Here is a 21,124-nt window from a genome sequence, read left to right as displayed (position 1 = left end):
GGTTGAGGTGGTTAACCTATAGTTATTTTATCACGTCACTGGCGATTCATCCCACACTTGTTTTAATTATTTTTTTTACTCGAAAACAAAGTGTGGGGCTTCTCGCCGTTTAAGCTAAATTATCGATGATCCCTACTTAATAAATAGCATCTCTTGATAAGTGGGTAAAGGCCACAACTCGTCAGAAATTTCAGCTTCTAAGGCATCGGCATATTTGCGCACTTCGTCCATTAACGATCGAACGGTTTTAGCATAATATTGAAGATGATCTTTAGTACTGTCAAAATCATGTTTACTAAGGGCATGGCTTAATTTATAGACTTCTGCCATCATCGTATCATTTAATTGAGCCACTTTTTTAACAGGAGTGGTATCAACTTCAATACCAATTTCCTTGAGACTACCCATAGTAGCAGTAAGATTGGATAAATATTTCATCGCCGCAGGATAGATAATGGTTTTCGCCATGCTAATCACTAATTTAGCTTCCACTTCAAGGGAAAGTAAATATTGTTCGGCATAGACTTCATAACGACTTTCTAACTCTACGGGAGATAGTACTCCAGTTCTTTCAAATAATTCCTCAATATATTTTTCGGTTAAAACAGGTAAAGCATCTGCTGTTGTGGGTAAATTAGCTAAACCTCTTTCTTCCACTGCCATTTTATGCCATTCTTCGGAATAACCATTACCGCCGAAAACTACGTTACCGTGTTTTTCCATGATTTCCTTGAGGATTTTGTGAATAGCAATATTTAATTCTGTACCGTTGCTCAATTCGGCTTCTAATTTTTCTGCAATCCAGTTCAAGGAGTCCGCTAAAATGGTATTCATGGCTACTAAAGGACCAGCTACCGATTGTCCTGAACCTACAGCACGAAACTCGAAACGATTACCCGTAAAGGCAAAGGGAGAAGTACGATTTCGATCGCCGGGGTCTTTTTGAAACTCTGGTAAAGTATCAACACCGATATTCATAGTTTGAGCTAGTTGACAACCTTTAATCTCTCCGTTACGGATTTGTTCAAAAACGTCCTCTAATTGTGAACCCAAATACACGGACATAATGGCAGGAGGGGCTTCATTTGCGCCTAAACGGTGATCATTACTAGCAGTTGCGACAACAGCGCGTAAAAGGGGACCGTATTTATGAACGCCTCGAATCACTGCACCACAAAAGATCAAGAATTGAGCGTTAGCGTGAGGAGTGTCACCCGGATCTAATAAGTTACCTTGTGTAGCATTGCCTACAGACCAGTTAACGTGCTTACCTGAGCCGTTAATACCTGCAAAGGGTTTCTCATGGAGTAAACAGATAAAACCGTGTTTTTTCGCCATTTTGCGTAAAATGGTCATGGTTAACTGTTGATGATCTGTCGCTACGTTTGCCGCTTCAAAGAAGGGAGCTAATTCAAATTGTCCAGGGGCGACTTCGTTATGACGGGTTTTCGCTGGAATCCCTAAACGATACATGGATTCTTCCACATCTTGCATGAACACTTGTACTCTTTCAGGAATCGCACCGAAGTAGTGATCATCAAATTCTTGTCCTTTAGCGGAGGGTTTGCCAAATAAAGTTCTACCTGCCAATAATAAGTCAGGACGACTATGGGCAAAATTGGCATCAACTAAGAAGTACTCTTGTTCAGCACCACAACTGGAGTTGACGGGAGCAATATCTTGATGTCCTAATAATTTTAAGACTTTACGAGCGGCTTTATTCATGGCGGCGTTCGATCGAAGGAGGGGAGTTTTCTTGTCTAAGGCTTCCCCAGTCCAAGATACAAATACTGTAGGAATACAAAGAGTTACGCCATTATCGGTTTCCATGACATAAGCAGGGCTGGTGACATCCCAAGCAGTATAGCCTCTAGCTTCAAAGGTCGATCGAATTCCCCCATTAGGGAAAGAAGAGCCATCAGGTTCACCTTTTACTAACACTTTACCAGCAAACTCAGAAATGACAGAACCGTCACCCTGTACGGACACAAAACCATCATGTTTTTCTGCTGTAGAGTTGGTGAGGGGATAGAAAACGTGGGCGTAATAGAGGGCTTTTTTGGAAATTGCCCAGTCTCTCATCGCCGTAGCCACCACATCAGCGATAGACACATCAAGAGGTTCGCCTGTTTGAATGGTTTTTTTCAGAGATTTAAAAATATCTTTAGGAAGGCACTCCTGCATCTTAGCGAGGGTAAAAACATCTTTTGCCCACATTTCTTCTAATCGTTTAGGGCTGTTAAAAGGCTTAACTTGTCTGTTGGTAATTTCTTTTATAGCCTGAACCCGTGAATTATTTCCGCTCATAGTTACTTTTTTTTTAAACATAATCTTCCATTCTAAGAAGTTAAGACTTTGATAAAAGTCCATTGAGAACAATTTGTCAATTTATCAAGAAGCTAAGTCTGTTGAAAAAGTCTTTTGATGAAGATAGGGAAGAGGGAAAAGGGAAGAGGGAAAAGGGAAGAGTGAATAGCTTACAAAATCAAGGTTTCGAGGCTTTGTATTGACATATAATTACAAGATTGTTGTGAATAAAATTCCGTAAAAAATGCTCATTTTTTGAGTGAAAATTGCTAAAACTGCACACTTTTTTAGTAATGTAGTTTGTCTAAACCCTTGATTTTAATAGACTTCTGATTTATTCAGCAAACCCGAATTAAGAATTAAAAACTATTCATTATTCATTATTCATTATTCATTATTCACTATCCTCATCAAAATACTTTTTCAGCACCCCTATGGAGGTTTTTCCCTCCCGTATCTAACAGCTACTGTTGACGGTGTTCATTGAGTGTTCCACAATGATAACAATAAGGCATAAATTTATAAGTTAAATTATGACAATTTTCACATTCTACATATTGATAATAACCACAATGAGGACAATGATTATGATGACTTTGAATTTTTTTACCACAATTTAAACAACGAGATTTTTCAATTCTTTTACTTGCTTGACTTTTCGGATTAAAGACAATTTGTTGAAAAAATTTGATAATACCAAAACCAATGACAGGAATAATAAAAATGTATAAATAGCTAATTAAAAATATTAATCCTCCGAAAATAACGGTAATAATATCAAATAAAAACTTAAAAATTACGCCTACTTGTAAAAACTCAAATACTTTAATCAATAAAGGGATAAAAAAGATAACTAATAAATGCCAACTCATCAAGGCAATTAATCCATATCCTTTTTCTAAGGCTACTTTATGAATCCATAAACTGATAAAGATAAGGGGTATTAAAAATAAAAGTTGTAAAAATATTTGGATAGTCGGATACCAAAAAGAAGCCCTTTCATAACCAGCTTTTACCGCTTCAAATTTGTCTTGAGCATTTAATAAGTTTAAGAAATTAACACTTTCATTACTAGCTAATAATTCTTGTTTTAAATTGTTTATTTCACTCTCAAGATTAGCGATAGTAAGATTATTTTTATCTAATTCCTGTTTTGCTTGTTGGGCTTGAATTTCATTAATCGATAAATTACTTGGTTGTCCTGCTATTTTTTCTAATAAAGTAGAGTCGTATTGACTGCGAATATTGCGATTTTTTTCTTGGAGGGAAGCTACTTGTTTTTGTTTAGTCTCAATGGTAGTAAAAATCTGTTTATTATTAGGTTGATTTATTTGATTTTTCAGATTGTCAAAATCTGTACAAATAGGGGATACTTTACCTAATTTATTTTGATTATATTCTCTTTCATATTCTGGTATATTGGGACTTCTATTTAAGGCTTCACTTACTATAATAAAATCTTTATCTTGTCTTGTATCTGTTTGATAACTTTGCCATGGAGAATAACAAAAATAGGCTTGAGAAGGACTTAAATACCATCGGCTAATGTCATCTAATCCTGCGAAAACATTAAACAAAATAAACAAATCAATGAGAATAATAACCGTTAAACTTACTTTGTTAACTGGTTCATCATTGATCTTTCTGGATTTCGTAAAAAATACACTGATAAAATCCCCAATTTGTCTAAACATTTTTGTCCTATTTTATCTTTTGACAATTCATCCTAATTCTACCAAAAATTAAAGTCGATCGAAATCTCTCACAAAATACTATTTTGGGTGGGGGTTATGAAAATGACTAAGATACAATAAATTTTATAATTTCACTAACGTGACGCAGATTATGTTTTGATTTCACATTAGGACTTAAATAGTTTAACTCCATTGCTACCCTTTTAACCATTCGATCGAGACTAGAATGAGATCTATATTTACAGACTTGAGTAGTAAAATCAAGAATTGCCTTAGTATATAAAGATGGATTATGATCTTTTTCGAGAATTTCTTTACCTATTTTGCCCATATTTTGATACTTTTGAGGATTATCAAGAAAATCTTGTAAATGTCTCTGAATATCCTCAATTTCGTGATTATGTCTCACAAAAGCAACGGCAGAGGGGTTTAAATTACGATACCAACCAATATCAGTAACAAGGGAAGGTAAGCCATGACTCCAAAGCCGTAGTTGACTCCCCGAAGCCTCTCCCATAGTTGGATACCGTAAATTTAATGCTAAATCCGCTTGAGTTAAAGCGTTGTTTAATTCATCATCAGAAACAAAACCATGAATAGTTACTAAATTTTCTAAATTTAATGTTTTAATTTGCGTTTGAATATAATTTTCATCCCATAATTCACCATAAATGTCTAAAGAAAAACTGTTTTTATGTGGGAATTGTGATAATGCTTGTAAAATTGACGTTAAACGGCGGTTTTTGCCGATAAAACCAAAAATAATGAGTTTATAGGGAATACTAGAGGTTTTGATGGATATAACAGGGTTAGAATTATCGTTAATATAAGGAAGGGGAGTATATCCTGTTATCCACTGATTAGATTTTCCTAAAGTTAAGTATGTGTTTTTATTATGGGTGATGACTCCTAAAGCATTTTCTAAAGCAAGGGGCGTTAAGGGATAATTGTCTGTCATAAATTCTATGGATTTATAACCATGTAAAAATAATCGAGCATTTTTTTCTCCTTCTTTTCCATAAGTGTTTTTCATATACTGGATATAGTTATTTTTATCCTCTGATAGCATATAAAAAAAGTCTTGCATTTTCTCATCATGAAGAATAACAATGCCGGGGAATTGTCGAGAAATGTACCAGATACTATCATGAAAACTAGCATTATTACCTAGGTTATAAATATTGACATCCCCTTGATTTAATTCAAATACGGGAAGTTTCTCTAATGTATATTGTTTAACCACAGCATATTTTTCTAAATCTTGATTCCAGTGTGATTGATTTGTCCAAAGTGTTATATCTAATTTTTCTTGTAAATAAGGTAAAATTTTTTGTGTGTAGTTACCTATTTCTGTTTTAGCGGGTGGTAAGGGAGAAAACCAATTTATTTTCATGGGGTAGTTAATTTTTCAATGACATTTGACCAAGTAATATTCATAGATTCATAATGTTTTCTAGCATTTTTGCCCATTGTACTTGATAAGTTACGATCGATCCACAATTTATCCATTACTTGGGCGATACTCAAAGGGTTAGCATCTGCAATAATACCAGTTTCTTCTTCTATGATAAATTCTAAAGGACCTCCTGAATCACTGCAACTAATGACAGGCTTTGACGCTAACATTCCCTCCAGAGTTACATAACCATAATCTTCATCTAACGGCGGATATATCACCCCTAAACACTCGGCATAATATTTTAATTTCTCCTCCTCAGAAATCCTCCCAACAAAAATGGCTCGATCGAGAATGCCTAATTTTTCTGCTAAAATCTGTAAATCTCGATCGTACTTACCGTCATCAGCGCCTCCAGCAAAGACAACTTTAACGGGATAATGAGTTTTTGCCATAGCCTCTAAAATCAATTCTTGTCTTTTAATTTTGGTTAAGCGACTAGGAAAAAAGAAATAACTTTGAGAATCTTCACAATAAAACTGATGGGCATTTTTAGGGGGATGATAAAGGGGAATAGAATCCACTCCATTAAATTTTTTCAGTCTTTTAGCGACATTGTGAGAATTGGCAAAAATTTTACGACACTCAGCAAAAGCCTTATTATCACTGTTAATAATCGTATCTTTCACCTGTTGCCCATCAGGATTATGGGCTAAACCACACATCGGATTATTCCATAAATCATAAGCATCTCGATGTTGATGAAGTAACCATAAAACTTTATTATCGTGGGGTGTTAAATAAGCAGGAAATTTTAAAGGTATCAGCAAATCAATTTTTTGTCCACTAGATTCTGTAATATCCAATAAACGAAACATCAGCATTGTATCTAATATTCGTTGATTAGGATAGGTTTTAAAGGGAATAGTTACCAATTCCACTTCATAACCAAATTCTTTTAAGGCTTTGACTAAGGAATCGGCATGAATTTCCGCCCCCCCCATGATAAAAGGTGCTGATACAGAAAGAACGACTATTTTCATGGTTTATATCCAATTACAGCATAATCTTGACTACAATAAAAGTATTCATTAAATCTATTTGCTAATTCCCCTCCTTCAATATTCTGATGGGAGATAGGATGCAGGTTAACAATTTCGACATTAACAAAACCGATCGATTCTAGCAAAAATTTGACCATTGCACTAGGCAACGGATTACGATGAGTCGGATCGATATAAAAATTACGACTAGCTACTAATATGTTGTCAGGATTTGGGGTTTCAAAAATCACTAATCCTCCCGATTTCAAAACCCGTAAACTTTCGCTCAATAATTGCCATAAAATAGGAAAAGGTAAATGTTCAATTAAATGAAATCCTGTAATTAATTTTATACTTTGGTTCGATCGAGACTGCAAATAATTTATTCCATCTTGGCTAACGACATCGAAACCTCTTTCTCGACACTCTTGCACCATAATATCATTAAGATCAATTCCTTGGGCTTTATATCCAGACTCTTGCAATAATTCTAACCATTCTCCTCTGCCACACCCTATATCTAAAATTTCTACATTGGAAGCGTCAATATTTAAGTCTTTTAATAAAGAAAAATAATCTTGTTTTTGCTGATTTTTAATATCTGCTCTTGAGCCTCTAAATTTGTTTTCTAAAGCTAAATAAAAACTATCTAAATACTTATATTCTTTTTGAGGCGATAATTGTTCATCATTATTATCTTTGTTTATATTTTTCTCAGATTGTTGATTAATAAACCAGTTTAATAAGGTTTTTTGTTGTGTTAAATCCCCTTGAAAATACACTGTTTTATAAAATAAATCTTCTTGTCTTTTTTCCAGATGATTAAATTTTTCATAAACTTGATTATTTTTTTCATCTAAATTATAATTTAATAAATCAAAATTCAGAGCCATTTTACTTAACTCATTCTGAGAATGTAAATTAACTTTTTTAATTTCTTCTAACAACATTTGATTAAGTTTTACCGATTCTTCTAAAGCTCCGATAATATTATTATTAACTTCTCTTTGGTCTTTAAATAAGACATTTAATATTTTTAATAATAACTTGCCAAAAGGTTTAAATATAACTAGAGGAAATTTATGAAAAGAATCTGGTAATGTCTCTCTGATTTGCACCCTTGATTTAGCGGTATTAATAAAACCTTGAAGATATTTAATTTGAGATTCCATAATATTTAAGGGAAAATTGATAGGCTCTAGTATATTATTATTCGTTTTATTCGTCTTAAGATTTTTAATTTCTTTAATCAGTTTATTTTCAATTTCTTCCTTGGTAATATTGATGTATTTTGTTTCTATCATGCTGTACCTTAGTTAAATATTTGTGATTTTTGTTGGGTTACGCTACTAACCCAACCTACAAATTCATTCATTCCACATCGACTTAATTCTGTTTTAGGAGGGCTAAAGTCTATTAAACTAAGACAGCTAAAGCCGAATCTACTTGATTTTGAGTAGTAGTAAAAGTGTTTACGGGGTCTAACCAATTTCGTCCAAAAATTTCGCCCTCAGCCCCCCGATAAGCATTTCTTTCTTGAGCAGTGTTAATGGAATTGGAAAACAAATCCGCACTGGTTATTTTATTTCTTAAGACAATAATATCTTGATTTTGAGCGCCTAAAGCTACTTCTAAGGCAAAACTAGCTAAGGTGACGGCACCGTTATTAAGTTGATTCGTCCAATAATTTAAGCCTTGGGTTTCTGCATTTCGATCGAACGCAAAGTTATAGACTTGATTAACTTTTTGACTATTACTCATGCCACGAAATAAACGATCAGCTTCGGCAGAATTACCAAAATCATTCACGATTCGATCATAGATAGTTTTTGTATTGCCTGTTAAAACATCTCCTCGACGGGGAGAATAGTTAACATTGTTATTGCTCAAAGTTGTATTCCAAAAATTAACGCCACTAGGATCAGCAGGTCTGCCATAATAAGCAACATAAGCTATTTGTGCCGTGCCACCTCTTAAGGTTAAGGCACTTGTATTTGTAGTACCAGCATTCGCATAAGAAGCGATAATTTCATATTGTCCATCCCCAGATAATCTTTCTAATTGAACAAAACCTCGTCCTTGCTCCACAGGTATAGCTACAAAACCTGCACCTTCAATTCTTTGTTCACTTAATAATTGATCCCTTGTATCAAAAATTTCATTAGAATTAGAGTCATCAAAAACTTTCAGATTGATAACTGGATTTCCAAAATCTGTAGCTAACTGACCAAAAATTACTCCAGTGGTTGACGTTGTGTATTCTATGGCATGAAATTCCGTATCTGGGAATAAAAAGTCTGAGAAAGTACCAGTATTGTTTGGTGATAAATTAATTGCTACTTGATTGTTAGCAACATTTTGTGTTGATGTTAATGAAAGATTATATTGAATATTATTATTGCTACCAAAGGGAAAAACTTTTATGAATTTGTTTAAGTTACTGTCACTCGTTAGTTTAATAACTTCTTCCTCAGTACCTCCTCTTATTGAAGAATCCAATAGACGATCGTTATCATCTAAAATTCCATTAGAGTTAGTGTCTTCGTAAAGTTCTACATCAGCATCACCCCCGATAATATTAAAAAGGTTTAAGTGTACAATCCCTAAACCATTGTCTAATTTAAACAAAAATGTGTCAGGAGAGGCTTGGGTTGTCGTTCCTGTCGCTGTAAAAAAACTACCGTCCACCACTCCTGAACTGTTGCCTAAGTTCGCATTGACCATAATCTCATAATCTCTTATACAAAAGTAACACTTATATTATATGTTGAATATTATAAAAACAGCCAATGTTATTAACAAAATGTAATAAAATTAATAATTTTTATTTCTACAGTATGGCGTTCAAATTATTAAAAAATTTTTTTCAGTAATTTCCTTTTTTAAAGCTGTATATATTTTTTAAATACTTGTTAATTTTATTTTTTTTGATGATAATTAAAGTATAAAATTTAGCCACCTATTCTTGATTCATAGTGATCGAATATGGGTGGCTTGTGCTTATTTTTAGGAAGGTAAATTACTAGGAAATAAAGTATTGTTAAAGGAGTCCATTTTTTCCTCTTTTGAGAAAGTATAGTAATCTTGCAATAGTTGAGAGACTAATTGATGTTTAATCCGCATTAAAACACCTTTTAGTAAACTATTACCAGTGGTTTGTAAAATAGATTTTGGGGTTAACCACAAAGGAGGAGGTAAATCAACTTTGACGGTTAAATTTGCTTGTCCTTGTAAATAGGTTTTTCCTTCTCTTTCTATGGGGGTTAATTTTCCTTTTAAGTCGAGAGAAAATCTTTGATTTATATAGTCAATTCCTTTGATTTCACAAGATTCTGATTGCAAGTAAACATTTCCACTTGCCCCCGTCCAAACTTTTAAAATCACGGTGGGTTGAAAGTGATAAATTTCTAAAAAATTAATGGGCTTCATTTGCAGTTGATAACGATCGAAACCCAGTACTTTCATTAATCTTTCATTAGCAATAGTTTTGACAAGACGAAAGGGTTGTCTTAGATAGTGTTGAATGGGGATAGTTTGTTGTTTGACTTCCAAATTCACCGTTTCTTGTGCCTGAAAATAAATTTCGCTATGGTTAAACAATGATTGTAACTCCTTACTTGAGGTAAAATTAATTCTCAATTGTACGATATTAGGAACTCTATCTTTCGTTATCCATGGATTGCTTTTTACAACAACTTCGCAAAGAGCATCGATTGCTTTAGCGGTGAGATGTATTGCGACACAATATGCGGGTGTCGAGAATATTTTTTCTAAAATTAGTTGTCATTTTTTATTTTACTATGCTAAGATATTTACGTCAGCACAAATAAAGTAAAATGTTTATCCTGGAGTTTAAGGCAGTAGGCAAAACAACTCAATACCAAGCCATAGATGAAGCGATTAGAACAGTTCATTCGCAATAAATCCCTTCGTTTTTGGATGGATAATAAAGGTGTAGGTCAAAAAGGCTTATATCATTATTCCACTATATTGCGTAAAGAGTTTCCTTTTGTTGCTGATTTAAACTCAAGTGCTTGTCAGGCATCTGTCGAACCAACTTGGTCTGCTATATCTCGTTTTTATGATAAGTGTAAACAGCCTAATATCAAAAAGAAAGGCTATCCAAAATTCAAAAAAAATCAGAGAAGCGTAGAATATAAGACAAGCGGTTGGAAGTTGTCTGAAGACAGAAAATCTATCACTTTCACTGACAAAAAAGGAATAGGGAAGTTGAAACTCAAAGGTAGTCGAGATTTAAACTATTTCCAGATTGATCAGATCAAAAGAGTGAGAATTGTTAAACGTGCTGACGGGTACTATGTCCAATTCAACATCAAAGAAGATGTAAGGGCAATAAAACCAAAAGAATATGAACCTACTAAACATTGTGTAGGTATTGATGTTGGTTTAAAATACTTTTATGCTGATAGTGATGGAAATGTACTGTTTCAAAAAACTACTTAAAAGCTAAAAATCGATATGCTCGGAAACATCTAAAAGTAAGTAGGCAACGAGAAGAGTTCGCCAAAGAGAAGGCACTGCGTTTAATTCAATCTAGCGATTTGATCGCCTACGAAGATTTAGCTGTGAAGAACATGGTAAGAAATCGACATTTAGCAAAAAGTATTAGTGATGCGGCTTGGAGTAACTTTAGACGTTGGTTAGAATATTTTGGGTATAAATATGGGAAAATAACAGTAGCTGTACCCCCTTATAATACTAGCCAAGATTGTTCTAATTGTGGTCAAAAAGTACAAAAATCTCTGTCAGTCAGAACCCATATATGTCCTCATTGTGGATTCATTTGTGATAGAGATATTAATGCGGCTATCAATATTTTGAAAAAGGCTCTAAGTACCGTAGGGCATACGGGAACTTTTGTCTTTAAGGCAATAAACGCTTGGGGAGAAGATGCCTCTATTTTGATTGGTAGCAATACCTGTCAGGGTAAGCAACCTCTATGAACCAAGAATCCCACGTACTTCAGTCGTGGGAGTGTCAAATCATATAAAAAGATTTTTCAAATATAAAGAAACAATGTTGATTCAAGATTTATCATTACAAAAAAGGCAGTTTTTTATTAATTTAATCAAAAAAAGAGTAAAATCAGGTACGGGTAGTAGTGTCGAATTTTTACACAAACGTACTTGGACTTATCCTGTGAGTAACTTAAATTCTATTATCACACACGCATCTTTTGTTATTGTCGGGGGTATCGCAACTCGATTGTATATGCCTGAAAGAATGACATTAGATATTGATATTTTAATTAAACCTGAAGATTGTGAACTTGTTTATCAAGATTTGCAAAATGCTAATAGCCAAAAAATTGGAGATTTAAGCATTTCAGGTAGTCAATGGCAATTAGCAGATAATACTTCTTTAGACGTATTGGTAGGGGAAGATGAATGGGTTGCAGAGGCGATTTCTAAACCTAATTATGCCCCAGATGGTTTGCCCATAATTGCTTTACCTTATCTAATCTTGATGAAATTATCAGCTAGTCGCACTCAGGATTTAGCAGATATTAGTAGAATGTTGGGTTTAGCAAAAGAGCCAGAATTAATTAAAATTAGAGAAGTTGTAAAAACATATTTACCTAGTGCGATCGAAGATTTAGAAAGTTTAATTATGTTAGGTAAACTAGAATTAGAAAATTAAAATAATTAATTATCTTTATAACAGGAAATATCCATCATGTCATTCAATAACTATAAAAATATTAATGATGTTTTACAACAATTTCCCTTTTCTTATCAAGAAGATAATTTTATTAAGGAAATCGAATTTAACATTGATCCTTATTTTGTTAATCGATTAGAATTAATCATCAAAGAAGGAATTGTTTTTAACTCTGAATATGCTATTTGTGAAAATATAATATCTCCAATTTTAGTAGAAATTTGGCTTAAATATAGAGAAAAACTAATATTGTGGAGTCATCAACCTTTAAAATATGACGAAAATTTATCAGGTATTCCTGATTATATGATTGCGCAACGATCGCCCAGAGGAAAAGTAATTTTAGAACAACCTTATTTAATTTTAGTAGAAGCTAAAAAAGATAATTTTGAAGAAGGTTGGGGACAATGTTTTGCAGAATTAATAGCAGTTCAAAAACTTAATAATAATCAAAATAATATTGTCTTTGGCATTGTTTCTAACGGTAAAATTTGGGAATTTGGAAAACTACAAGATAGCATTTTTACTAAAAATCTTAAATATTATACTTTAGAAGAACTAGCAAAATTAATGGGAGCAATTAGCTTCTTATTTCAAGAAACTCTTAAACAAATTTAATCTTAATTTTTTCCTTTGAGGCATTTTTAAAATGAAACCCATAACGATCGAAAACTATCAAATATCCCCGAATCATCCCCCCTTCATAGTAGCCGAAATGTCAGGGAATCATAATCAATCCCTCGATCGAGCTTTGCAAATTGTCGAAGCCGCCGCCAAAGCAGGAGTACAGGGTTTAAAACTACAAACTTACACCGCAGGTACAATGACGTTAGACATTGACGAAGGAGAATTTTTCATTAATGATCCTAACAGTTTATGGGCTGGTAATTCCCTTTACAAATTATATCAACAGGCTTACACCCCGTGGGAATGGCACGAACCGATATTTAACCGTTGTCGAGAATTAGGTATAGTTGCCTTTAGTACACCCTTTGATGAATCCGCCGTTGATTTTCTCGAATCTTTAAACACTCCTTGTTATAAAATCGCTTCCTTTGAAAATACTGATTTACCCTTAATTCGCAAGGTAGCCAGTACAGGAAAACCCCTGATTATCTCTACAGGTATGGCAAGTATTGCCGAGTTAGACGAAACCGTCAGAACTGCTAGAAGTGCCGGTTGTGAGGATATAATTTTATTAAAATGCACTAGCACCTACCCTGCAACCCCAGAAAACACTAATATCTTAACTATTCCCCATTTAAGAGATTTATTCGATGTGCAAGTAGGATTATCGGATCATACTATGGGTATTGGGGTATCCGTTGCGAGTGTGGCATTGGGAGCAACTTTCATTGAAAAACATTTTACCCTCGATCGAGCCGATGGTGGAGTGGATGCAGATTTTTCTATGCAACCAGAGGAAATGCAACAGTTAGTTATGGAAAGTAAAAGAGCATGGCAATCCCTCGGTAAAATTAGTTATGGGGCGACAGAAGCCGAAAAAAAATCCCTAGTTTATCGTCGATCGATCTATATTGTAGAAGACTTAGAAAAAGGGGATATATTAACCTCAGAAAATCTCAGACGGATTCGCCCCGGATATGGATTAGCACCAAAATATTATGATTTATTGTTAGGTAAAAAAGTTAATCAAGCCGTGAAAAAAGGAACACCTTTAACTTGGGAATTGATAGAATAAAATCAAAAGGAGTTATTAATGATAGTTCAATTAAAAGAAAATACAAAATACTTTATATTAGATGATTTAGAAAAAAATGTTTTAAATATATTAAAAACTTTTTTTATTGAATTATATAAAGAAAAATTAGATAAAATAATTTTGTTTGGTTCTCGTGCTAGAGGTGACGATCGCCCCGATTCTGATTATGATATTTTAATTGTCTTAAAAACTGATTTCAACTATTCAGAAGAAATAGATAAAACTAGCAAATTTATCTCAAATATTTCTTTAACATACGATATAGTAATCTCTCGTGGATTTACCAATAGTTTTGATTATGTTAATAGTAATAGTCCTTTTTTTCTTAATATTAGAAAAGAGGGAATTATTTTATGATTAAAGAGCAAGAATATTTATTAATCAAAGCGAAAAGAAGTTTGAATGCAGCTAAAGAATTGAATAATCAAGATTATCCAGAGTTTGCCACATCGAGGGCTTATTATGCTATGTTTTATGTAGCTGAAGCCTTACTTTTATCCGAAAATCTCTCATTTTCTAGTCATTCTGCCGTTATTTCCGCTATTGGTAAATATTTCGTAAAAACCCAGAAAATTCCGTCTCAATATCATCGTTATCTAATTGATACTCAAGATCAAAGAAATAGAGCAGATTATGACTATAACCCTAATTTAAACTCCATTGAAGCGAATAAATTTATTTCCCAAGCGGAAGAAATGTTAAATTTTGCCTATCAGTATTTAACCTCTGAATTATCATAATCTACTATGAATAAATATATCCCTTACGGCAAACAAAATATTAGTCAAGAAGACATCAACGCTGTTATCGAAATTTTACGATCCGATTGGCTTACTCAAGGACCTACTATTGAAAAATTTGAACAAGCTATTGCTGATTATTGTGGAGTTAAATATGCCGTTGCCGTCTCTAGTGCCACCGCAGGACTTCATTTAAGTTGTTTAGCCTTAGAATTAGGGGAAAATGAGCTTTTATGGACATCTCCCATAACTTTTGTCGCTTCTGCTAACTGTGGCTTATACTGCCGTGCAAAAGTGGATTTTGTGGATATAAACCCCTATACCTATAACTTAAGCCTTGAGAGATTAACAGAAAAATTAAAACAAGGAAAAATCCCGAAAATAGTCATTCCTGTTCATTTAGCTGGGCAATCATGCGAAATAGACCAAATTTATCAATTATCCCAACAATACGGCTTTAGAATCATTGAGGATGCTTCCCATGCCATCGGTGCAGAATATCAAGGGAAAAAAGTCGGTAACTGTCAATATTCAGATTTAACAGTGTTTAGCTTCCATCCTGTTAAAATTATCACCACAGGAGAAGGGGGAATAATTACTACCAATAATGAACAGTTATATCAAAAATTAATCCGTTTACGCACCCACGGCATCACTAGAAACCCCGACTTAATGACAGAAGAATTTCACGGCGGTTGGTATTATCAACAATTAGAGTTAGGATTCAATTACCGTATCACCGATATTCAAGCAGGTTTAGGCTTATCGCAACTAAAAAGGTTAGATGAATTTGTCAGTAAAAGACGTTATTTAGCCCAAAGATATAATCAGTTATTAGCAGATTTACCTTTAACTTTATCCTATCAGCATCCTGACACCAATTCTAGTTGGCATTTATATATTATTCGTTTGAAGTTAGATGAAATTAGTAAAAGTCATCAAGAAGTTTTTGAGGAGTTAAGAAAAGCCAATATCGGGGTAAACTTACATTATATTCCTGTTCATTTGCAACCCTATTATCAGAATTTAGGTTTTAATGATGGTGATTTTGCAGAATCGGAAAGTTATTATCGATCGAGCCTGAGTATTCCCTTATATTATGATTTAACTGAGGATGATCAAGACTATATTGTTAATACTTTAAAGAATATTTTGAGTAAATAGATGTCCGCAAAAGATTTATTTCATCAATCAGTGCTTGTCGCTATAGAAAAAGATGGTTGGCGTATTACCCACGATCCTTTTTTCATAAAGTTGAATGATATTGAGTTTTATATTGATTTAGGTGCAGAAAGATTAATTACTGCGCAAAAATCTGGTCAAAAAATAGCGATCGAGATCAAATCTTTTTTGGGCGCTTCTGCCGTTAAAGAATTTCATTTAGCATTAGGTCAATTCCTCAATTATAGACTAGCATTAAAACAAGTTGAACCAGAGCGAACTTTATATTTAGCAATCCCAAAAGATACTTATGAAGATTTTTTTGCTCGTCAATTTGTGCAAAATTCCGTTGCTGAATACCAAATAAAATTAGTGATTTTTGATTCTGTTAAGCAAGAGGTAGTTTTATGGAAAGAATAGATTATATTCAATTAATCAAGAATATTTTAACTCAACACTCGATTAATCATTCTCAAAATGATACAGAAATTCAATTAATATTTGATGATCATAATCACCATTATCAGGTTTTAAATATTGGTTGGGATGATCAAACAAGAATTTATGGTGTGATTATTCATGTGGATTTGAAAGAAGATAAAATTTGGATTCAAAGAGATGGTACAGAAGTCGGTATTGCTAATCAATTATTAGATGCGGGGGTAGCAAAAGAGCATATTGTATTAGGTTTTCAAGCCCCGTATAAACGAGAATTTACCGAATTTGCTATTGGTTAATTTAATTAATGAATTTTATGTGATTTTATTGTCTTACAACTTGAGTGAGCAATATCAATATTATATTATCAATACTTAAAGGAAAATTTTATGATAACCCTAGAAAAAATTGATAAAAATTAAGAATGTTAATCTATGATGAATCAGCACAAAAAAGAAAACTATCAAGATTTGAAAAAGGCGGGGAGGATGAATGGGTGAAAGATACGATCGCACTTCCCAATTACGCCCCCGATGGTTTACCGATTATTGCCTTACCCTATCTTGTGTTAATGAAATTATCTGCCAGTCGAACCCAAGATTTAGCAGATATAAGTAGAATGTTAGGTTTAGCAAAAGAGGAACAATTGAGTAAGATTAGATTAATCATCAAAAAATACTTACCCATGGCGGAGGAAGATTTGGAAAGTTTAATGATGTTATGAAAATTAGAAACAGGAAATTAGTTGAAAAATCACCATTAAAATTGCTCTTTATAATTATTTTAATAAATTAAATTATATGTTAACCCTAGAACAAACTTTAGAACAACAAAAAGATTTAGATAAACTATGTTGTGATCGCCCTTGACAAACAAATGAAATGTTTAATAGTAATACTTAAGGAAATAAACCCACTAAAATTCAAAATTTATACTAATAATTAAATTATGACTGTTGTAAGAATAATCACGGCTCAAGGTCCAACACAATTAATCAACGTACTGTCCATTTTACAGTTTCAAGAAAGCAAAGAAAATGATGGGATTGGTACATTTAAAGATTATCTTGTTGTCATGGGATTATATGCAGATGAATCAGCAAGTGAACAAATGAAAGAAGTTTGTTTTTTACTTGGTAGTATATGGAATTTTGAAAAATATATATATCTTCAACAGCAAAAGTGGGATTCTCTCTGTTACAAAAATTTTGAGTTGGCTAAAAATACTTTGAGGGATTATTTGGAAATTAATACAGCAGATATTGTCTATGTGTGTAGAAACTGGCAGCCATGTAATGAACTAATACTCTCGACTTATCAAGGAGCTGATCGGATTTGTTATGGAGATGGTTGGGGCGTTTTAGATTCAAATAGAGAAGATATAAGATATGTCAATCCTCAAGGTATGCTTAAAGTTGAAAGAGCATATTCAATTTTTCCAAAACACGATCATGAAAAATATAAAGATATAAAAAGCACAATAGTACCCTCCAAATTTTTAAAGCAAACCCTAACAAAAATAGTAGAACAAAAAAGTCTAATCAGAAAAATTTTTGAAGACACTTTTATTAATATCAATAACCAAAATCATAAAAGAATAGTTTTAATTACAACATCTAATTTTACAGAATCAAAAACAACATTAACTTTGCAAGATGAAATAGAATGTTATTTATCTTGTATTTTGATGTATGTATCAAAAAAAGATTTTATTATCATCAAAGGACATCCTCGACAAACTAATCACCAGTCAACAATAGTTGCAGATAAATTCAAAGAAAATGGTTATCAAGTTTTAGAAATAACAGGACTTGCCAACAGTTTTTCTATAGAAGTGTTTTTCCCATTGATACCCAAAATTGATTTAGGCATAACACTGGGTTCTAACACTGCAAAGTCACTCGCATTTTTTTATCAGTGTGATTTAATCATTGGTTTAAGTGAAGATCAAATTAATAAATATATTAATCCTACTGTAAAACAAGAAATGTTAAAAAGTAATAATAATCAATATCTTTATTGTAATATTCATTATCCTTTTCCAAATAACACTTTTGATATAGCTACCATGAAAACACAAAATATAATGATCTTAAATTCATTCTTTGATAATTTAATTGTAAAAATTAATTCAGAAGATAATCTTGAAACTATTAAATTTTTGGAAAAAAATGATGACTATTTAAAACACTATCCCTCTTTACTTTATGCAAAGGCGATCGCCCTTGCCAAACAAAAACTATACCATGAGGCGATCGAGACTTTGGATATATTATTAAGTAATATGCCTCATCATTATAAAGCAAAGAAACTTTTGCAGGAAGTAGAATCTTTTATCGATGAAGAAACAAAAACCCTGAGAAGAAAAATCAAAACCATGATGACAGAGTCTAAATCTCTGTTAAATCAAGGAAAACAAGTTGAAGCTCTGAGATTATCGGAAAAATCTGCCAAAGAGGGGCTTTTTGTGGCAGGAATGCACTGTTTAAGAGCCGTTTGTGATAATGCAGTGGGAAGACATGAAGAAGCATTAGAAGCGGCACAAGAGGAACTAACTTATAATCCTTATAATATCGAAGCTCAAAACATCGTTGCTCATTTAACAAAGGCATTAGCAAAGCCAGAAAAACCAAAAATTCCCACCTTAGAACGTCCTTACAAGACGAGTTTACCCCATGATTTATTAATGTCAATTCAAAATAGTTTACATAACTATTCTTATAAAGATATACCTTTACTTAAAAATCCTTTTGATTTTGCTATTTATCCTGTTTTATTATGGAAAGTAAAACCCCGTACTATTATTGAAATTGGTTCTAAAAGTGGGGGGAGTGCTGTTTGGTTTGGAGATTTATTAACTAATTTTGGAATAGACGGTCATATTTATTCAGTCGATATTGTGAAAGTTGAAAAACACTCTCATCCTAATGTTACTTTTTTGGAGGGAGATGGTCAAAATTTACCAGCAACTTTTAACCCTGACTTTCTTCAAAAATTACCACGTCCTTTATTAGTAATTGAAGATGCAGATCATTCCTATAAAACCAGTAAATCTGTCTTAGAATTTTTCCATCCCTATTTACAAGAAAATGAATATATAGTAATTGAAGATGGTATTATTTCTGATATTGCACAAGATAAATCTTATAATAGTGGACCCCATCAAGCCTTAAAAGAATTTTTATCAAAATATTCTGATGAATATGAAATTGATGCAGAATATTGTGATTTTTTTGCATATAATCTCACATGGTGTACTAATGGTTTTTTGAGAAAAAAGCCTAGAAAAATAGAGAAAAAACTTCTTAATTTAGGTTGCGGAAGTCACTTTAATCCTAACTGGACAAATGTGGACTTTACCAGCACTGGCGAAGGAGTAATAGCCCATAACTTACGTCAAGGAATCCCATTTCCCGATCGCACCTTTGAAGTAGTTTATCACTCTCACATCCTAGAACACTTCCCAAAAAGTGAAGCCGAATCTTTCTTAAAAGAATGTTATCGAGTCTTAGAATCTCAGGGCATTATTCGAGTCGTAATTCCCGATTTAGAAAAAATTGCAAGGCTTTATTTACAATCCCTTAACAATGCCTTACAAGGCTCAGAAGAAGCAAATAATAACTATGATTGGATTATGTTAGAAATGTATGATCAAGTAGTTAGAAATGAATCAGGAGGGGAAATGAAAAAATATCTCGCTCAAAATCCCTTACCTAATGAACAATTTATCATTGAACGCTTAGGAGTAGAAGGAGAACAAATGATCAATCAGTTAAGGGGTAAAAACTTCCCTAATTCTGCTCTTAATCCTACTCAAATCGGTTATTTTCGAGAAAGTGGCGAGATTCACCAATGGATGTACGATCGCTTTTCCCTGAGCAGATTATTAGCAAAAGTTGGGTTTGTTGATATTAAAATATGTCAAGCCAATGAATCCTGCATCCCGAATTTTAATAGTTATTATTTAGACGTATTACCCGATGGGAGAGTGCGAAAAAGCGACTCATTATTTATGGAGGGAATGAAGCCTGAGAATTAAAGATATAATTTCAGTAAAACTATGACATCAAAAGATACGATCGAGATTATTACATCAAAAAACAATATTTCTATCCGATTAACTTATAAACAATTGTCTCACATTACCGAACACCACGACTATATGGCAGGGTATCAAGATTTAGTTATTGAAACCATCGCCAATCCTGATTTAATTGTTAAAGGGTGGACTGATGAACTAATCGCCCTCAAACAGAATCAAAAAACTGTGATTTCCCAAAAATGTGTAGTCGTTGTTTATAAAGAAATGGAAAATGATGGATTTGTGATTACAGCCTTTTTAACTTCATCCCCTGAAAAAATTATTAAACGAGGTATTTTATGGCAGAAATAAATCTTTTAAAATCAATACCTTATCTTCTTCAAGCACCCTCAAATCAAATGTGGATGACTTACGATGAGGATGCAGACGTTTTATATATTAGTTTTCGTAAACCACAAAAAGCCAATGATAGTATTTATGAAGATAATATAATCGTGCGACTCGTTTAGTGTGAAATAGACGCTTAAAACCTCTTTTTAAGGTCTTATAAACACTAGCAAGGTATGAAATGACCTAGAGAGAATTTAAAAGCCTCTAGAGGCGATTCTCGAAGGGCAAAATGTTAAGAACCTCGACAGTTCAATAACTCACTAACCAATAGGTAGTAATACCTAAAGAACAGTGAAAATTGGTTAATTGTTAAGATTTCGTTACAAAGCCTCGTGTGGAATACCGAACATCTTTAGTACGGGTCACCGAACAGCAATTATACCTAACGTACCTTGACAACTCTATATCCTGTGCGACCCGTTCTAACAAAAGTAGAGGTTAGCAACAACCAAAACGTAAGTTAGGTAAGGTTAACTTGTAAAACCTTACAACTTTACACCCTTGTAAGT

General features: G+C 33.1%; 19 protein-coding genes and 1 pseudogene. 13 read left to right on the top strand and 7 right to left on the bottom strand.

What is annotated here, in order from left to right:
• Positions 1-132: 132 nt before the first annotated feature.
• From ACN4EE_RS16375 to ACN4EE_RS16345, 7 genes are all read right to left on the bottom strand, one after another.
• On the bottom strand, positions 133-2,307 hold the full coding sequence (locus ACN4EE_RS16375) for a glutamine synthetase III family protein (protein ID WP_431707532.1): 2,175 nt from the start codon (positions 2,305-2,307) through the stop codon (positions 133-135).
• A gap of 464 nt (positions 2,308-2,771) precedes the next feature.
• Positions 2,772-4,001: a hypothetical protein gene (locus ACN4EE_RS16370; protein ID WP_431707531.1), complete on the bottom strand. Its 1,230-nt coding sequence runs from the start codon at positions 3,999-4,001 to the stop codon at positions 2,772-2,774.
• A gap of 106 nt (positions 4,002-4,107) precedes the next feature.
• On the bottom strand, positions 4,108-5,394 hold the full coding sequence (locus ACN4EE_RS16365; RefSeq protein ID WP_431707530.1) for a glycosyltransferase: 1,287 nt from the start codon (positions 5,392-5,394) through the stop codon (positions 4,108-4,110).
• Positions 5,391-6,440 (bottom strand): glycosyltransferase family 4 protein, encoded by a 1,050-nt coding sequence (locus ACN4EE_RS16360; protein ID WP_431707529.1) that lies wholly within the window; start codon positions 6,438-6,440, stop codon positions 5,391-5,393. Before ACN4EE_RS16360 ends, ACN4EE_RS16365 begins: the two co-directional genes overlap by 4 nt.
• Positions 6,437-7,744, bottom strand: coding sequence for a class I SAM-dependent methyltransferase (locus tag ACN4EE_RS16355; protein ID WP_431707528.1), 1,308 nt, complete (start codon positions 7,742-7,744; stop codon positions 6,437-6,439). Before ACN4EE_RS16355 ends, ACN4EE_RS16360 begins: the two co-directional genes overlap by 4 nt.
• A 112-nt stretch (positions 7,745-7,856) precedes the next feature.
• Positions 7,857-9,164 (bottom strand): DUF4214 domain-containing protein, encoded by a 1,308-nt coding sequence (locus ACN4EE_RS16350; protein ID WP_431707527.1) that lies wholly within the window; start codon positions 9,162-9,164, stop codon positions 7,857-7,859.
• Positions 9,165-9,446: 282 nt separating this feature from the next.
• Positions 9,447-10,040, bottom strand: a complete 594-nt coding sequence (locus ACN4EE_RS16345) for a DUF1997 domain-containing protein (RefSeq protein ID WP_431707526.1) — start codon at positions 10,038-10,040, stop codon at positions 9,447-9,449.
• 236 nt (positions 10,041-10,276) lie between these two features.
• Between ACN4EE_RS16345 and ACN4EE_RS16340 the strand changes: the two are divergent.
• The 13 genes and pseudogenes from ACN4EE_RS16340 (at position 10,277) to ACN4EE_RS16280 (ending at position 20,734) form a co-directional block, all read left to right on the top strand.
• A pseudogene (locus tag ACN4EE_RS16340) lies at positions 10,277-11,404 on the top strand (RNA-guided endonuclease InsQ/TnpB family protein).
• Positions 11,405-11,477: 73 nt separating this feature from the next.
• Positions 11,478-12,101 carry a hypothetical protein gene (locus ACN4EE_RS16335; RefSeq protein WP_431707525.1) on the top strand — a complete coding sequence of 208 codons (624 nt, stop codon included), beginning with the start codon at positions 11,478-11,480 and terminating at the stop codon, positions 12,099-12,101.
• A gap of 36 nt (positions 12,102-12,137) precedes the next feature.
• Entirely contained in the window at positions 12,138-12,740 is a 603-nt protein-coding gene (locus tag ACN4EE_RS16330) for a hypothetical protein (RefSeq protein ID WP_431707524.1), read from the top strand.
• Positions 12,741-12,771: 31 nt separating this feature from the next.
• A complete protein-coding gene (gene pseI / locus ACN4EE_RS16325; protein ID WP_431707523.1) occupies positions 12,772-13,824 on the top strand; it encodes a pseudaminic acid synthase in 1,053 nt (350 codons plus the stop codon).
• A gap of 18 nt (positions 13,825-13,842) precedes the next feature.
• On the top strand, positions 13,843-14,202 hold the full coding sequence (locus ACN4EE_RS16320; RefSeq protein WP_431707522.1) for a nucleotidyltransferase domain-containing protein: 360 nt from the start codon (positions 13,843-13,845) through the stop codon (positions 14,200-14,202).
• The gene (locus ACN4EE_RS16315) at positions 14,199-14,585 is read left to right on the top strand and encodes a HEPN domain-containing protein (RefSeq protein WP_431707521.1); all 387 of its coding nucleotides are present in this window, start codon (positions 14,199-14,201) and stop codon (positions 14,583-14,585) included. Before ACN4EE_RS16320 ends, ACN4EE_RS16315 begins: the two co-directional genes overlap by 4 nt.
• A gap of 6 nt (positions 14,586-14,591) precedes the next feature.
• Positions 14,592-15,749: a UDP-4-amino-4,6-dideoxy-N-acetyl-beta-L-altrosamine transaminase gene (gene pseC, locus ACN4EE_RS16310; protein WP_431707520.1), complete on the top strand. Its 1,158-nt coding sequence runs from the start codon at positions 14,592-14,594 to the stop codon at positions 15,747-15,749.
• Positions 15,750-16,166 (top strand): XisH family protein, encoded by a 417-nt coding sequence (locus ACN4EE_RS16305; RefSeq protein ID WP_431707519.1) that lies wholly within the window; start codon positions 15,750-15,752, stop codon positions 16,164-16,166. It begins immediately after the preceding gene.
• Positions 16,154-16,483: a XisI protein gene (locus ACN4EE_RS16300; protein WP_431707518.1), complete on the top strand. Its 330-nt coding sequence runs from the start codon at positions 16,154-16,156 to the stop codon at positions 16,481-16,483. The genes ACN4EE_RS16305 and ACN4EE_RS16300 overlap by 13 nt, the downstream gene beginning before the upstream one ends.
• Before the next feature lie 125 nt (positions 16,484-16,608).
• Complete coding sequence (locus ACN4EE_RS16295; protein WP_431707517.1) at positions 16,609-16,908, top strand: hypothetical protein; 300 nt, start codon at positions 16,609-16,611, stop codon at positions 16,906-16,908.
• A 224-nt stretch (positions 16,909-17,132) separates the two neighbouring features.
• The gene (locus ACN4EE_RS16290; RefSeq protein ID WP_431707516.1) at positions 17,133-20,222 is read left to right on the top strand and encodes a CmcI family methyltransferase; all 3,090 of its coding nucleotides are present in this window, start codon (positions 17,133-17,135) and stop codon (positions 20,220-20,222) included.
• 21 nt (positions 20,223-20,243) lie between these two features.
• Positions 20,244-20,576, top strand: coding sequence for a hypothetical protein (locus ACN4EE_RS16285; protein WP_431707515.1), 333 nt, complete (start codon positions 20,244-20,246; stop codon positions 20,574-20,576).
• Positions 20,564-20,734, top strand: a complete 171-nt coding sequence (locus ACN4EE_RS16280) for a DUF2283 domain-containing protein (protein ID WP_431707514.1) — start codon at positions 20,564-20,566, stop codon at positions 20,732-20,734. The genes ACN4EE_RS16285 and ACN4EE_RS16280 overlap by 13 nt, the downstream gene beginning before the upstream one ends.
• The last annotated feature ends 390 nt before the right edge of the window (positions 20,735-21,124 follow it).

Source organism: Geminocystis sp. CENA526, from assembly GCF_050753365.1.
Classification (GTDB): Bacteria; Cyanobacteriota; Cyanobacteriia; order Cyanobacteriales; family Cyanobacteriaceae; genus Geminocystis.
Note: the sequence above shows the minus strand (reverse complement) of the source record. Positions and strands in the feature narration are given on the sequence as shown.